Source organism: Saccharothrix sp. S26 (assembly GCF_021390395.1).
Taxonomy (GTDB): Bacteria; Actinomycetota; Actinomycetes; order Mycobacteriales; family Pseudonocardiaceae; genus Actinosynnema.
The window spans coordinates 214,445-228,861 of sequence record NZ_JAJUWT010000004.1; the positions used below are offsets into that span (position 1 = coordinate 214,445).

13 protein-coding genes are annotated in these 14,417 nt (G+C 73.3%); 9 read left to right on the forward strand and 4 right to left on the reverse strand.

Annotated features, from left to right (window positions below):
- Positions 1-963, forward strand: a complete 963-nt coding sequence (locus tag LZG04_RS08105) for a hypothetical protein (RefSeq protein WP_233814824.1) — start codon at positions 1-3, stop codon at positions 961-963.
- Between the two features lie 31 nt (positions 964-994).
- Positions 995-2,191 carry a hypothetical protein gene (locus LZG04_RS08110; RefSeq protein ID WP_233814826.1) on the forward strand — a complete coding sequence of 399 codons (1,197 nt, stop codon included), beginning with the start codon at positions 995-997 and terminating at the stop codon, positions 2,189-2,191.
- Between the two features lie 10 nt (positions 2,192-2,201).
- Here LZG04_RS08110 and LZG04_RS08115 read toward each other — a convergent pair whose 3' ends face one another.
- The 3 genes from LZG04_RS08115 to LZG04_RS08125 all read right to left on the reverse strand — a co-directional run bounded on the left by LZG04_RS08115 (position 2,202) and on the right by LZG04_RS08125 (position 6,995).
- On the reverse strand, positions 2,202-4,484 hold the full coding sequence (locus LZG04_RS08115; protein ID WP_233814828.1) for a hypothetical protein: 2,283 nt from the start codon (positions 4,482-4,484) through the stop codon (positions 2,202-2,204).
- Positions 4,481-5,455, reverse strand: a complete 975-nt coding sequence (locus LZG04_RS08120; RefSeq protein WP_233814831.1) for a hypothetical protein — start codon at positions 5,453-5,455, stop codon at positions 4,481-4,483. The genes LZG04_RS08115 and LZG04_RS08120 overlap by 4 nt, the downstream gene beginning before the upstream one ends.
- Positions 5,456-5,606: 151 nt before the next feature.
- Positions 5,607-6,995, reverse strand: a complete 1,389-nt coding sequence (locus LZG04_RS08125) for an SDR family oxidoreductase (protein WP_233814833.1) — start codon at positions 6,993-6,995, stop codon at positions 5,607-5,609.
- Positions 6,996-7,071: 76 nt separating this feature from the next.
- Between LZG04_RS08125 and LZG04_RS08130 the strand changes: the two genes are divergently transcribed.
- Genes LZG04_RS08130 through LZG04_RS08140 form a run of 3 tightly spaced genes read left to right on the forward strand, consistent with a single transcriptional unit; the run spans position 7,072 to position 9,230 of the window.
- Positions 7,072-8,469, forward strand: a complete 1,398-nt coding sequence (locus tag LZG04_RS08130) for a hypothetical protein (protein WP_233814835.1) — start codon at positions 7,072-7,074, stop codon at positions 8,467-8,469.
- Entirely contained in the window at positions 8,469-8,885 is a 417-nt protein-coding gene (locus LZG04_RS08135) for a hypothetical protein (protein WP_233814837.1), read from the forward strand. The genes LZG04_RS08130 and LZG04_RS08135 overlap by 1 nt, the downstream gene beginning before the upstream one ends.
- A 3-nt stretch (positions 8,886-8,888) precedes the next feature.
- Positions 8,889-9,230: an MmcQ/YjbR family DNA-binding protein gene (locus LZG04_RS08140; protein WP_233814839.1), complete on the forward strand. Its 342-nt coding sequence runs from the start codon at positions 8,889-8,891 to the stop codon at positions 9,228-9,230.
- Positions 9,231-9,284: 54 nt separating this feature from the next.
- On the opposite strand, the gene LZG04_RS08145 is transcribed toward LZG04_RS08140, so the two are convergent.
- Positions 9,285-10,226, reverse strand: a complete 942-nt coding sequence (locus LZG04_RS08145) for a LysR family transcriptional regulator (RefSeq protein ID WP_233815171.1) — start codon at positions 10,224-10,226, stop codon at positions 9,285-9,287.
- Between the two features lie 212 nt (positions 10,227-10,438).
- Here LZG04_RS08145 and LZG04_RS08150 point away from each other — a divergent pair, with 212 nt between their 5' ends.
- The 4 genes from LZG04_RS08150 (at position 10,439) to idi (ending at position 14,357) form a co-directional block, all read left to right on the forward strand.
- Positions 10,439-11,236: a 2-amino-3,7-dideoxy-D-threo-hept-6-ulosonate synthase gene (locus LZG04_RS08150; protein WP_233814841.1), complete on the forward strand. Its 798-nt coding sequence runs from the start codon at positions 10,439-10,441 to the stop codon at positions 11,234-11,236.
- 85 nt (positions 11,237-11,321) lie between these two features.
- The gene (locus LZG04_RS08155) at positions 11,322-12,395 is read left to right on the forward strand and encodes a 3-dehydroquinate synthase II (protein ID WP_233814843.1); all 1,074 of its coding nucleotides are present in this window, start codon (positions 11,322-11,324) and stop codon (positions 12,393-12,395) included.
- Positions 12,396-12,401: 6 nt separating this feature from the next.
- Positions 12,402-13,754, forward strand: coding sequence for a class I adenylate-forming enzyme family protein (locus LZG04_RS08160; RefSeq protein WP_233814845.1), 1,353 nt, complete (start codon positions 12,402-12,404; stop codon positions 13,752-13,754).
- Positions 13,755-13,778: 24 nt separating this feature from the next.
- A complete protein-coding gene (gene idi / locus LZG04_RS08165) occupies positions 13,779-14,357 on the forward strand; it encodes an isopentenyl-diphosphate Delta-isomerase (RefSeq protein ID WP_233814847.1) in 579 nt (192 codons plus the stop codon).
- The last annotated feature ends 60 nt before the right edge of the window (positions 14,358-14,417 follow it).

The window sequence follows — 14,417 nt, forward strand, 5'->3', positions numbered from 1 at the left end:
GTGGAGCTGCACGAGGAGCAGGCCGAGCACGTCGGCCCCGAGTTCGAGCCGGCCAGGCAGGCGTGCCGCGAGGCGGTCGTGGACAGCCCGGCCCTGCACTACCTCGCGCACTACAGCAGCGGCGTGTTCGACTTCGGCGTGGACGTCCTCGGCGACCCCGGACCCGCGCCCGACGCGCTGCCCGGCGGCACCCGCCGCGAGGAGCTCAAGCGGCTGGGCAGGCACCTGACGTTCCAGGTCGCCTCGCTGGACCGGGCCTTGCAGGAGGTGCGCACGGGCCGGCTGATCCGCACCGTGCTGCACACCGAGGAGGGCGCGTTGTTCTGCGACTCCGTCGTGCCGACCGAGCACGTCGTCGGCCTGGTGCTCGACCACGCGGGCGCGGGGCCGCTGTTCGGCCACCCCGCCGTGGAGGAGGCGGACCGCGCGGTGGCCGGGCTCGCCACCCGGCTGCGCGCCCAGCTCAGCCTCGGCTCGCTCAACCCCGGCGGGTGGCAGAGCGCGGCGGGCGTCGAGCCGCTGCCGGTGGAGCGGGACGTGGCGGCGCACGTGACGGTGGGGGAGGGCCCGCTGACCGCGTGCCTGGCGGCGGTGCGCGCGCAGGACCTGCACCTGGTGGCGCACGTCGTCGGCGGCGAGGTGCGGGCCATGGTCGACTGCCTGGGCGACCCGTCGCTGGCGCCGTTCTTCCGGCAGGTCGCGGTGGACGCGCGCCGCCGGTTCTACCACGGGTTCGTGCAGGAGCTCGGCGCGGTGGCGACCAGGCTGAACCGGGCGGTGAACCCCGTCGTGGGCGGGCTGATGGCCCGGCTCGTGCTGGACGTCGAGATGGGCGCGATCTACTACTACCGGTTGCGCGCGGGGGAGTACCTCGCCGGCGTGACGCTCGACCAGTCGCGGGTCCGCGCGGCGGACGACCGGATGTCCGCGCTGGTCGACGAACTCACTCCGATCGGTCCTTGAACGCTCATCCACCCCTGCCTACCGTGGAGCGGTGACGCCCGTGATCCGCTCGGCCGCCCTCCTGTCGGCCCTCGGCGCGGGGTGGCTCGCGGCGTGGTGGTCCGGCTGGCACGACGTCGACCGGTCGCCGGCCTACGGGTTCTTCATCACCGCCCTGCTCGGGTTCGGGCTGTACGCGAGCACGAGCGGGATCGTGATCGCGGAGTTCCGCCGGCAGCTGGGCACGGTGCTGCTCGCGGTCACGCTCGGGGTGCTGGCGAAGGTCGCGCTGATCTTCGGCGTGATGCTCCTGGCGTTCGGCGAACCGGGCCACTTGGTGCTCGCGGTGGCGGTCGCGCAGATCGACCCGCTGTCGGTGGCCGCGATGCGGGCCAAGTCGCGGATGTCGGACTCGGCGAAGGCGCTGCTGGCGGCGTGGGCGTCGTTCGACGACCCGATCACCGTGCTGCTGACCGTGTACATCACGGCGTTCGCGGTGCGGGGCGGCGCGGCCGGCGGTGTGGGGTCGTTCGCGGTGAACCTGGTGCTCAACCTGGCGTTGGCCGGGGTGGCGTTCCTGCTGTGGGCGCTGGTGCGCGGGCGGGTGCGGCGGGCCGAGGCCGGTGGCCGCGCGGTCCGGTACGCGGTGCGCGCGGTGATGGTGGTGGCCGTGCTCGCCCTCGGGTTCGTCGCGGTGCAGCAGTCGTTGTTGCTGGCCTTGGCGTTGCTGGGGTTGTTCTTCCGGCCGAACCTGGGTCGGTGGGTCGACGGGTTGGCGCAGGCGGGCATGGCGTTGGCGCTCGTCGCGGTCGGGCTGGTGCTGGCGGCGGAGTTCAGCTGGGCGCTGGCCGGGGTCGGCGCGGTGCTCGGGGTGGCGGCGTTCGGCGCGCAGGCGGTGGTGGCGTTCGCGCTGACCGCGCCGAAGCGGTGGCGCGGCGACCGGGTGCGGCTGGCGCTGGGGCAGCAGAACGGGCTGACCGCGATCATCCTGGCGTTGCTGCTGGAGCCGGCGTTCCCGGGGGCCATCGCGGTGGTCGCGCCCGCCGTCGTCGTGGTGAACCTGCTGCACGCGCTCGCCAACGGCGGCTACGACCGCCTGTCGCGGGTGATCCCGCCACCGGTGCCGGGCAGCGATTTCGGTCTGTCGGCCATCCCCGCGCCGGGGCCGGAACCGAAGCACGTGCCGCGGGTGCCGCTCCAGCCGGTGCCGCGGGTGGCGTCGACCTACCGGTCCAAGCCCACGCCCTGACCGCCCGCGCTCACGCGGGGGACGACCGGAACACGGCACGGCGCACGCGCGGGCTCAGGTTGCGCAACGCCTCGTGCACGCGGGTGCGGCGCGAGCCCTGGCCCACCTCGGCCACCAGGCCGCCCGACCGCGCCGACCACGGCGGCATCTGCACCAGCGGGTCCAGCAGGAACAGCGGCAGGAACTCCACGATCCCGTCGTAGATGCCGCACAGCTCCTCCAGCCGCTCCTCCGCGTCGGCCTCGCCCGCCGTGGCGTACCACTGCGCCACCGCGGCCCGGAAGGCCCGCACGGCCTTCTGCATGATCACCGCCTGCGACGCGGCCCGGGTGAACTCCGGCGTCCGCAGCCGCCGGTGCACCGCCTCCTGCGTGGCGGTCGGCGCGTGGTCGAACGCCTCCTCGAACATCACGTCGACCTGCGTCAGGTCCTCCAACACGTCCACCGCGTCCCGGAACAGCCGCTCCACCTCGCCGGGCAGCCTGCCCGGCGTCGCCTCCGCCACCCGGCCGGGCGTGCCGGCCAACGCCCCGAGCTGCCGCTGGATCGCGCCGAGCTGCCGGTCCGCCGACGCCCGCACGCCGTCCATGTGCTCGGCCAGGTGCTCGATGAACCCGTAGATGCTCGACTGCTGCTTGGCCAGCTGGTCCATCCGCCACCGCAGCGCCGACAACGGGTCGGTGTCCTGGCCCGGCCGCCGGCCCGTGGCGCTGATCAGCGCCTTGAAGTCCTCGGCGAACGTCCGGTCGACGTACACCAGCGGCTCGCGGCCCAGCAGCTCGCGCAACTGGATCGCCACGCCGTCCGTCACCACGCCGTTGACCAGCAGGACCAGCTCGGCGTCCGGCTCGGCCTCGCGCACCGCCGAGATCCGCCGCACCACCGCGCCCACGTCGGCGTTGTCCAGCAGCGACCCGGTGATCAGCACGGCGCAGCCGCCCGCCTGCTCCGGGAACGTGACCCAGAAGTCCACCAACGACTCCTCGGCCACGCCGAGCAGGTGCCGGTGCAGGTAGTCCTGGCCGCCCGCGTCGAGCACCCGGCGCACTACGCCGTCGATGTCGTCCGAGCTCAACGACCCGAACAGGTCGCGCGCCGCCTGCCGCACCATGTCCTCGGTGACGACGAACTCGTGGCCGGGCGCGCGGGACAGGTCGTCGGCCATCCGGAACACCCGGTGGCACAGCCGGATCACGTTGCGCGCGTTGCCCCGGGCGAGGTCGCGCAGGTACCGGGTGGTGTCGACGGTGAACGGCGCGAGCTGCCGCTCGCCGAACACCTGCTCCTGCGCCAGCTCGACGAACTCGCGCACCTCGCCCTGGCTGAGCCCGGACATCACCACCGTGTACGGGATGCGCTGCCGCACCGCGGGCGGCAGCACGGCCTTGAAGTCGGGCAGCCCGCACAGCACCAGGCACGCCCCGGCCTTGGCGAACACCTGCAACAACGTCTGGAACGCGGCCATCGTGCGGGCCTGCGGCCTCGAGTCGGCGGAGAAGATCTTGTCGAGCTCGTCGATCGCCAGCACGAACCGCCGCTGCCTGCCGCCGAACAGCAGGGCGAACACGCCCATCGCCTCCAGCGCGGCCACCTCGGTGTCGATGGGCGTGGCGATGCCGCGTTCGACCAGCACCTGGTCGGGTGTGCCGCCGAGCAGCCACGACCACACCGCGTGCTCGAACCCGGGCCGCAGCAGCAGCGTGAGCGCGGTGCCGAAGTCCTTGTTGTTGGTCACCTCGCGCAGCGTGTCCTGGACCTTGCGCAGCAACGCGCTCTCCATCAGGCCCAGCCGTTCCACGACCTCCTGCGGCTCCAGCTGCCTGCTGCCGAGCCACTCCAGCATGTCGCTGGTCAGGCCGCTGCTCTGCAACGAGTCCGCGACGATGTCCGCGTAGTACTCGCTGACCTGCGCCCGCACGCCCTCGCGACCGAGCTTCTGCATGAACCGCCGGTACAGCTCGATGAAGCTCTCGGCGGTAGCGTCGAGGTACAGCGCATGCGTCGGGTCGGCCAGCGCCTGCCGGGCGTGCCGGACCAGCCGCACGGCCAGGTGCGTCTTGCCCGTGCCGTAGTCGCCGAGCACGGCCACCACGGTGCCGGTGCGGTCGCGGCCGCCGCGCGCGGGCGGCGCGTCGAGGTAGGACGTGAGGTGCGCGAGCGCCTGCCGCGCCGCGTCGGTGGTGATCGCCACGTCGACCGCGTCGGGATCGGCGTCGAAGTCCGTGATCCGGGCGACCGCCATCGGCGAGAAGGGGTTCTTCCGCGTGGGCGGGAGGTCGCTGCTACCGCTCATGGCGCATTCACCGGTCCATTCCGGGACTTGGTGTTCAAGAACGCCCTGATGTCCTCGACGGTCACCAGATCGGCCTCGGAGTAGCCTAGTCCCGTTACCCGTTTGTGCTCGTAAGTGCCGTGCAGGAACCGCTGCAACATCGCGACCGACTGGCAGTGCTTGGCCACCAGTTCGATCGCGTCGTCACTCAGCCGCGGATAGGTCCCGGCGGCCGCGTGCCGAGCCAGCCGGTCCTCGGCGAACCGCTGCGCGTCACCGGGGTCGAGCGGGCCGACGTGCAGGGTGATCGGCGGTACCCACGTTTCCAGTTGGCGCACGACGTCGGCCACCTCGTCCGTGCCCAGGTAGGCGGACTCGGTCAGGAACAGCACCTTGGCGCTGTTGAGCGTGCGCGCGTAGCGGATCACCTCGTCGACCAGCTCGTTCGGGCTGGGCAGCAGCACGATCAGCGCGACCTCCTCGCGCAGCGCCCGGCCCAGGCGCGGGAACACGCGGCGCGGCACGTCCCGCACGGCGTCCAGCCGCTCCTCGCTCTCCGGGCGCAGCGCCCCCGCGTCCACGAGCAGGTCGAACATGCGGTCGCACACCTCGGCGGTGCGCTGGTCGATGGACAGCTCCTGGTCGGTCGGCAGGCAGCCGGTCAGGTCGAGCACGACCCCGCGCAGGTCGCGCCGCCGCAGCTCGCCGACGACCCAGTCGGCGCACCGGTTGACCAGCGCGGTCTTGCCGCAGCCGGACTCGCCGGTGACCAGCGCGAGCCGGCCGTACTCCAGCATCACGGCCAGGTCGCCCATGGACTGCCGGAAGTGCTCGAACGCGGCCTCGGCGCCGTCCACGGGCACGTAGTAGTCGCGGTGCGCCGGCCGGTGCCAGGGGCGCAACGGCCGCATCGGCGTGCTTTCCCAGCCCGGCAGCGGGAACGGGTTGACGCGCGGCCGCGCGGCGGCTCGACCGGCCCGCCCGCCGTCCATGCCCACCCCCGTCGCCTCGCGGCGGCCTCGCGAAAGCTTCAGCCTACCGACGGAGAGTCGCACGCGGGCACCGTCGCGTTAACCGGTGCACCCCGATCGGCGCACCGGCGTTACTGCGGTCGGGAAAGGGTGGAACAGGCGCGTGACCTGCTCACCACGGCGCGGGCGCGTAGTCCTTCAGGAAGCACCCGTACAGGTCTTCGCCCAGTTCACCGCGCACGATCGGGTCGTACACCCTGGCCGCGCCGTCGACCAGGTCCAGCGGCGCGTGGAAACCCTCCGCGGCCAGCCGCAGCTTGGTCGGGTGCGGCCGTTCGTCGGTGATCCAGCCGGTGTCGACGGCGGTCATCAGGATGCCGTCGGTGGTCAGCATCTCCTCGGCGCTGGTGCGGGTGAGCATGTTCAACGCGGCCTTGGCCATGTTGGTGTGCGGGTGGCCGGGGCCCTTGTAGGCGCGGCTGAACTGCCCTTCCATCGCCGAGACGTTCACCACGTACTTGCGGCGCGCGGGCGAGGCGGCCATCGCCGGGCGCAGCCGTGAGATCAGGATGAACGGCGCGGTGCTGTTGCACAGCTGCACTTCCAGCAGCTCCACCGGGTCGACCTCCTCGACCCGCTGCACCCAGCTGTTGACCGGGGCCTCGTCGGGCACCAGGCCGCCCGCGTCGATCTCCTTGGAGCCGGCGGTCAGCGCCAGCGCCGTGACCGCGGGGATGGTGTCGGCCAACGTGCCCGCCAACGCCACCGGGTGCGCGGACACCGTGTGCCCGAACGTGACCAGCTCCGGCAGCGGCCCGGAGGGCAGGGGAGCGGACTCGGCGGCGACCAGCGGCGCGTACGCGCCCGCCGAGCGGCGCACGGTCTGCGCGGCGTTGTTGATGAGGATGTCCAACGGGCCCGCGGCGGCCACCGAGTCGGCGAGCTGCACGACCTGGGCCGGGTCGCGCAGGTCGATGCCGACCACGCGCAGCCGGTGCAGCCAGTCGGCGCTGTCGGGCATGGACGCGAACCGGCGGGCCGCGTCACGCGGGAACCGGGTGGTGATCGTGGTGTGCGCGCCGTCGCGCAGCAGCCGCAGCGCGATGTACATGCCGATCTTGGCCCGGCCGCCGGTGAGCAGGGCGCGCTTGCCGGTCAGGTCCGCGCTCTGGTCGCGCTTGGCGCGGTTGAGCGCCGCGCAGTCCGGGCACAGCTGGTGGTAGAACGCGTCGACCTCGACGTACCGCTTCTTGCACGTGTAGCAGGACCGGGCGCGCAGCAGCGTGCCCGCCTTCGCGCCGGGCTCGGGCTCGCGCAGCAGCAGGCCGCGGGTCTCGTCGTCGATGCGGGACGGCGAGCCGGTCGCGGTCGCCTCGATGACGGCGCGGTCGGCGGCGGTGACCGAGGCGCGGCGCTCGGCCTTGCGGCGCTTGCGGAGGTTCTTCCAGATGCCGGCGGTGGCCCGGCGGACGGCTACCGCGTCGGGGTGCTCGGTGTCCAGTTCGTCCACTTGGGCGAGCACCCTTAGGGCGATTTCCAGCTCGGCGGGGTCAATCGACACGCCCAGCACTCTACCTGCGGCGAAATCCGCCCCCGGACGGGTGAAATTCACGTGAGGCACCGCTAGGGTGCCCGGCATGCCTACTGCGGGTACCGGCCCACGGGTGCGGCGACTGGCCCACCCCGACGCCGACGTCCGGGCGCGTGCCCTCGGCCTGCCCCGCGGCCGGCCGGTCCTGGCGGTGTTCGGCTCGGCGGGCCCGATGGACACCGAGCTCGCCGCCTCGGTGCTCCCGGTGCTGCGTGCGGTGCTCGCGGCGGCGGCGAGGGCGGACGCGGTCGTGATCACCGCGGGGGCCGACGTCGGCGTCACGCACCTGCTCGGCCTGGCCGCCGAGTCGCTGGACGGCCGGTGGCCGCGGCTGGTCGGCGTGGCCCCGTCGGGCCGGGTGGCGGCGGAGGACGCCGAGCCCGCCGCCGGTGAGGCACGGCTCAACGTGAACCACGACACGGCGGTGCTCGTGCCGGGCTCGAAGTGGGGCGAGGAGCTGCCCGCCCTGTTCCGCGCGGTGGACGCGGTGGCCGGGCCGAAGCGCCCGGCGCTCGCGCTGCTGATCGGCGGCGGCGACCTGGCGCGGTCCGCCCTGGTCGACCACCTGGGCCGCGACCGGCCGCTGCTGGTGCTGGCCGGCACGGGCGGCCTGGCGGACGAGATCGCGACCGGCAAGCCGAACCCCACCGCTCCCGTCGCCTCCGACCCGCCCACTCAAGCGCCCGCGTCCACCACCATCCCCACCGCCACTCCGGCCGCCGACCCGACCATGTCGACCCCGGCCGCCAGGGGCGCGACCGTCGCCGACGAGCCCGCCCCCGCCTCGTCCACCGCGCGGACCACCGCCCCCGAGCGCGCCGACGACCTCGCGGTGCTGGTCCGCAGCGGCCAGGTCGCCGTGGTGCACCTGGCCGAGGGCGCGGACAAGGTGGCGGCGGTCCTGCGGCGGGTGTTGGGCAACCGGCCCGGGGCCGACCTGCACGCCGACGTGCCACCGCCCGCCGTGTGGCCGCGGCTGCGGTTCCGGGCACCCGAGCCGCAGCCCGTGATCGACCCCGGCTACGTGCTGGACTACCCCTTGCTCGCCGACGCGATCCACGAGGCCAACCAGGTCGTCGCCCCCGCGTTGCACGAGTGCGAGGTCACCGCCCTCAGGGCACGGGAACGCGCCCGGCTGCTCGTGGTGCTCGCCATCGCCGCCGGCTTCGCCGCCACGGTGTCCGCCGCGTTGCAGGTCTGGCTGCGGGACGAGCCGTGGCCAGGCGTGCTGCTCGCCGTCGCCGGCGCGGCCGCGGCCGTGCTGGCGGTCGTGGCGCGCGGCGGCGAGGACCCGGACGCCAAGGTCCGCGCCGAGCGGTTGCGCGCCCTGTACTTCGACCACCTGGCCGCGCCACCCGCCGCCGACGAAGCGGAGCGCGACGAGCGCGCCCGCGAGCTGGCGACCACCGTGGCACGGCTCCGGCACGACTCGGTGAGCCGCTGATGACCTCCCCGCTGGACGACCACCGCGAGCAGTTCCTCCGCGCCTACCTGCGCCACCGGCTCGGCGAACGGCTCGCCGGGTTCGAGCGGGCACGGGCCCGCTACACCGCGGCCCGCCGCTGGACCACCGGCCTGACCGTGCTGCTGTTCACCGCCGCGGCGGCGTTGGGCGCGGTGGCCGTGGCCGACGACCGGCAGCGCGCGCTGTGGGCGTTCCTGGCGGCGGTCGCGGCGGCGCTGGCCACGGCGATCAGCGGCTACGAGGCCGCGTTCTCGTTCCACGCGCTGTCCCGCCGGTCCGCCCACGGCGTGGCGCTGCTGCACCTGCTCCAGGCGCACGGCGCGCCGGAGGGCGAGGACGGCGTGAACGCCTTCCGCACCGAGGTGGAGAGCGTGCTCCGGCACGCGGACCGCTGACCGGTGGCGACCGTCGACGACGTGCGCCGCATCGCCCGGTCGTTGCCGCGCACCGAGGAGGCCGTGGTCCGGGACCGGGTGAAGTTCCGCATCGGCCGGATCGTGTACCTGGCGCTCTCGCGCGACGAGCGGACGTTGGGTTTCGCGTTCCCGAAGGAGGAGCGGGACGCCCTGGTGGTCGCCGAACCGGCCAAGTTCCACCTGCCCGCGCCCTCCGACCTGCGCTACCACTGGGTCGAGTGCACCCTGGCCCGCGTCGACGAGGACGAGCTGACCGAACTCGTGGTGGACGCGTGGCGGATGTGCGTGCCCAAACGGGTGGCCGCCGCGCACCTCGGTCCATAGGTTCCGGCGGTGGTCCGTTCGGCGGCAACGCTTCCGCGTGCCGGCGAGCCGACGTCAGCTGGCCGCCGCGGCCAGCTTCGCCGTGCGCGGCCCGTGACCCCAGATCCGCTCCTGGTAGGCCCGCAACAGCGCGGCGTGGATCTCGTCGACGTACTCCGCCGCCGCGCAATCCCGCCGCCACACCACCGTCACCCGCCGGTGCACGGGATTGCCCACGATCGGTTTCAACAGCACGCCCGGCAAGTCGTGCCCGGTGGGGAAGAAACACGCCACCGTGTGCCCGGAGCGCACCAGTTCCGCGGCCGCCGCGGGGTCCAACCCGAAATGCGCGCAACGCGGCGTGAATCCGGCCGCCTCGCACGCCAGGTGAAGGTTCAACCTTCCGCCGCCGTAGCTCTCGTCCGAGACCGCCCATTCCTCGTCGGCCAGTTCGGACAGCCGAATCTCGTTGCGCCCCGACAACCGGTGCCCGGCCGCGATTCCGACCAACATCGGTTCCGTCACCACGGTCCGGCAGTCGGCCTGTTCGGGAATCCGCAGAGGGCTCTGCGGGTACTCCGTCACCAACGCCAGGTCCAACTTCCCGGCGCGCACCAACTCGAGCACGCCGTCGCTGGTGCGCTCGACGTGCGTGGTGCGCGGGTGCGTCGGCAGCAGCGACCGCACCACCGCGACCAGCAACGGCGTCAGCGCACCGGCCACGCCGCCGAGCCGGATGCCCGTGACGTCGCTCTCCGCGGCCAGCTTGCGCGCGGTGACCAGCAGGTCGTCGAACCGTTCCACCAGGTCACGGGATCGCAGCACGACGTGGCGGCCCAACTCGGTCAGCTCGACGCCGTCGGTGCGCCGCAGGAACAGCGGACCACCGAACCCCCGCTCGATGCGCCGCAGCTGCGCGGTCAACCCGGCTTGCGCGATCTTGAGCAGTGAGGCGGCCCGGCTGATGCTGCCCGCTTCCGCCACGGTCAGCACGACGTGGAGGTGCCTGAGCTCCATGTTCACTGCGGCAGCCTAGGGCAATAAGACAAATCGAACACCGACCGTGCGTGTAGTGAAGACCACGACTGTGCGTCGAGCGGAACCTCCACCCGTTGCTCCAACAGGTGCATAACTGAGGAGTTATCGCCACCTCACACCTCCCGCCGCGCTCACCGGTTCGACCACCCTGCTGGATGGCCGGCACCGAATAGCGAGGAGGTGTGAGCGACATGACGAAAGCGATGCGCCTGCGGCGCCTTTCCCGTCCGCGCGACGACAGGTACCTCTTCGTCCCGCTCGACCACAGCGTCTCGGACGGCCCGGTGGTGCCGCGCGACCGGTGGCACGAGCTCATCGACTCGGTCGTCGTCGGCGGTGCCGACGCCATCATCGTCCACAAAGGACGCGTGCGCACGATCGACCCGGACGTGCTCGGCGGCTGCGCGCTGGTCGTGCACCTCAGCGCGGGCACCGCGCACGCCGCCGACACCAACGCCAAGGTGCTCGTCGGCGAGGTCGACGAGGCGCTGCGACTGGGCGCCGACGCGGTGAGCGTGCACGTCAACGTCGGCTCGGACACCGAGGAGCGCCAGCTCGCCGACCTCGGCGCGGTCGCCAAGGCGTGCGACGCGTGGAACGTGCCGCTGATCGCCATGGCCTACCCGCGCGGCCCCCGCATCACCGACCCGAACGACGCGGCGCTGCTCGCGCACGTGGTCAACATCGCGGTCGACCTGGGCGCGGACATCGTCAAGACCAACCTCGCGCGACCCGCGCAGCGGATGGCCGAGGTCATCGCCCACTGCCCGATCCCGGTGCTGGTCGCGGGCGGCCCCGCCACCGGCGGCAGCGTGGTCGACCACGCCCGCACCGCGATGGCGGTCGGCTGCGCGGGCCTCGCCGTCGGCCGCCGCGTGTTCACCGCGCCCGCACCCATGTCGCTGGTCGCCGAACTGGCCTCGATCGTGCACGACGACACCGAAGCGGACCTGGTCCGCGCGATGACGGGCGTCGTGGCCTCCTCATGACCCCGCCGCCCGCGGCCGCCGCCGGTCACCCGACCCGCGGCGGGGCCTTCGCACGCCGACCGGGCTCTCACCCCTTGGAGAACCGTTGAAGTTCGCCTGGATCGACCTCCGACCCGTCCCCGAAGCGCACCGCGAAGCCGTCGTGGACGCCGCCGTGCACGCCCGCCTCGCCGGCGTCGTCGCCGACGACCCCGCGCTGCTGGACACCCTGCCGCCGACGATCACCCGGGTGCTCGTCGCCGACGCGGCGGTCGACAGCCCGCACCTGGTCACCGTGGCCGTGGACGACCAGGACGCGCTGGACCGGCTCACCACCGACGCGGCGTTCGTGCAGGTCCGCGACGACCGCACGCTCAAGCTCGCGTGCGCGGCGGCGGTGCGGCTCGGGCACACCGTGGTCGCGTTCACCGACCCGACCAAGATCCCGCTGGAGATCGTCATCGCCGCCGCCGACGGCGCGCCCGGCAAGCTCGTCACCGTCGTGGCCGACCTCGAAGAGGCCGCGATCGTGCTCGACGTGCTCGAACACGGCTCGGACGGCGTGCTGATGGCCCCGCGCGACGCCAACGACGTGTTCAAGCTGGCCCGGCTGCTGGAGGCGACCACGCCGCCGCTCACCCTGACCACGCTCACCGTCGAGGGCATCACCCACAACGGCCTCGGCGACCGCGTCTGCGTCGACACCGCCTCCCACTTCCAGGAGGACGAGGGCATCCTCGTCGGCTCGTTCTCCTCCGGCTTCATCCTGTGCTGCAGCGAGACCCACCCGCTGCCCTACATGCCGACCCGGCCGTTCCGGGTCAACGCCGGCGCCCTGCACTCCTACGTGCTCGGCCCGGACAACCGCACCAACTACCTGTCCGAACTGCGTTCGGGCAGCACGGTGCTCGCCGTCAACTCCGAGGGCCGCACCCGCAAGCTCACCGTCGGCCGGGCCAAGCTCGAATCGCGCCCGATCCTGACCATCACCGCGCACTCGCCCGAGGGCGTCGAGGTGAGCCTGACCGTGCAGGACGACTGGCACGTGCGGGTGCTCGGCCCCGGCGGGAAGGTCCGCAACGTCACCGAGCTGCAACGCGGTGACGAGCTGCTCGGCTACATCGCGACCGAGCAGCGGCACGTGGGCATCCCCATCGGCGAGTTCTGCAAGGAGACCTGAGCCAAGATGCGCGAGTTCGTCACCGACCTGTTGCGCCGCCACGGCGACGACGTGCCGGTGTTCAGCCACGAGCACACCGTGACCCGCGGCGCGTTGCGCGCCTCGGTCGCCGCCGAAGCGGGCCTGTTCGCCGCCTCCGGGGTGGGGGAGGGCAGCACCGTCGCGCTGCACGTGCCCCCGAGCTTCACCCAGCTGGAGGTGGTGCTCGCGCTGTGGAGCCTCGGCGCCAGGGTGATCTCGGTCGACCACCGCCTCACCCCCACCGAGGTCGACGAGCTGCGCGCGCTGACCCGCCCGCAGTTCTTCGTGCGCGCCTCCGGTCGACCGGTCGGCATCTTCCGCGAGCGCTACGAGCTGGTGACCGAACGCCGCTCCGACGGCGGACCCGCCACGACCCGGCACCGCCTGGTCCAGTTCACCTCCGGCTCCACCGGCCGGCCCAAGGTCGTCGGCCGCAGCACCGAGTCGATCATCCGCGAGGTGCTGCGGTTCGGCGCGGCCGAGGGCATGCCGCGCTACGGCGAGCGGATGCTGGTGCTCAACTCCACCGCGCAGAGCTTCGGCCTGATGGGCGGGCTGCTGCACGCCCTGGCCTCGGGCGTGCACCTGGTGTTCGCCGGGAAGCTGTCGGCCGAGGACGTCCTGCGGACCGCCGCGCGGCACGAGGTCGACTTCATCACCGGCACGCCGTTCCACTTCGACCTGCTGGCCTCCGCCGCCGACCGGCCGTCGTTGCGCACCGTGCGCGGCGCGTTCTCGGGCGGGGAGCTCATGCGGCCGGAGGTGGCCGAGCGGTTCGCCGCCGCCTACGGCTTCACCGTCGGCGAGTGCTTCGGCACCACCGAGACCGGCGCGCTGACCATGGACGCGGCGGGCACGTCCCGCCCCTCGGTGGGCAAGCCCCTGTCCGACACCACGATCCGGGTGCGCGACGGGCTGGTCGAGGTGGCGCTGGACCAGTCGCCGTACCTCGACCACGACGACCCCACCCGTTACCTGGACGGGTGGTTCCGAACGGGTGACCGGGGCGAGTTCGACGCGCGCGGGAACCTGCGGCTGCTGGGCCGGGCCGACTCGCTCGTCGTGGTGCGCGGCAGCAACGTCGACCTGACCCAGGTCGAGGCGACGCTGCGCGCCCACCCCCTGGTCACGGAGGCGATCGCGGTGCACGACACGGTGATCGAGGCCTACGTGTCGACCGGGTCGGACGCGCTCACGCCCGACGAGCTGGCGGCGTGGTGCGCGCAGCGGTTGGCCGAGTTCAAGCGGCCCCAGCGGGTGCACGTGCTGCGTGCGCTGCCCCGCACGCCGACCGGCAAGCTCGTGCGCAACCCCAGGGTGCTCGCCGACGCGAGGTGATCGACGGTGTGGCAGGGTGGGCGCGTGGAACAAGTCGTGCTCTTGGACGAGTCCGGTGCGGGGGTCGGTGTCGCCGACAAGGCCTCCGTGCACCACGCGTCCACCCCGCTGCACCTGGCGTTCTCGTCGTACCTGTTCGACGCGGCGGGCCGGCTGCTGCTGACCCGGCGCGCCCTGCACAAGAAGACGTGGCCGGGCGTGTGGACCAACTCGTGCTGCGGCCACCCGGCGCCGGACGAGCCGATGGTGTCGGCGGTGTCGCGCCGGCTGGCCGACGAGCTGGGCCTGGTCGACGTCGACCTCGACCTGGTGCTGCCCGCGTTCCGCTACCGGGCGGTGATGGAGAACGGCGTCACGGAGAACGAGATGTGCCCGGTCTTCCGCGGCCTGCTCGCCACCGACCCCGAGCCGAACCCGGACGAGGTGGACTCGTTCGAGTGGGCCCCCTGGACCGAGTTCGCCCCGGCCGTCCTGGCCGGCGCCCGCCCGGTGTCCCCGTGGTGCGCCCTCCAAGTGGCCGAACTGTGGGCCCTGGGCCCCGACCCGCTGGCCTGGCCCACCGCCTCCGCGTCCGCCCTGCCACCCGCCGCCCGCCTGTCCTGAGCGTTCACCTCACCCGTCCTGGACGCAGGACTCTCGCGTTCCGAACGCAGGATTCGTGAG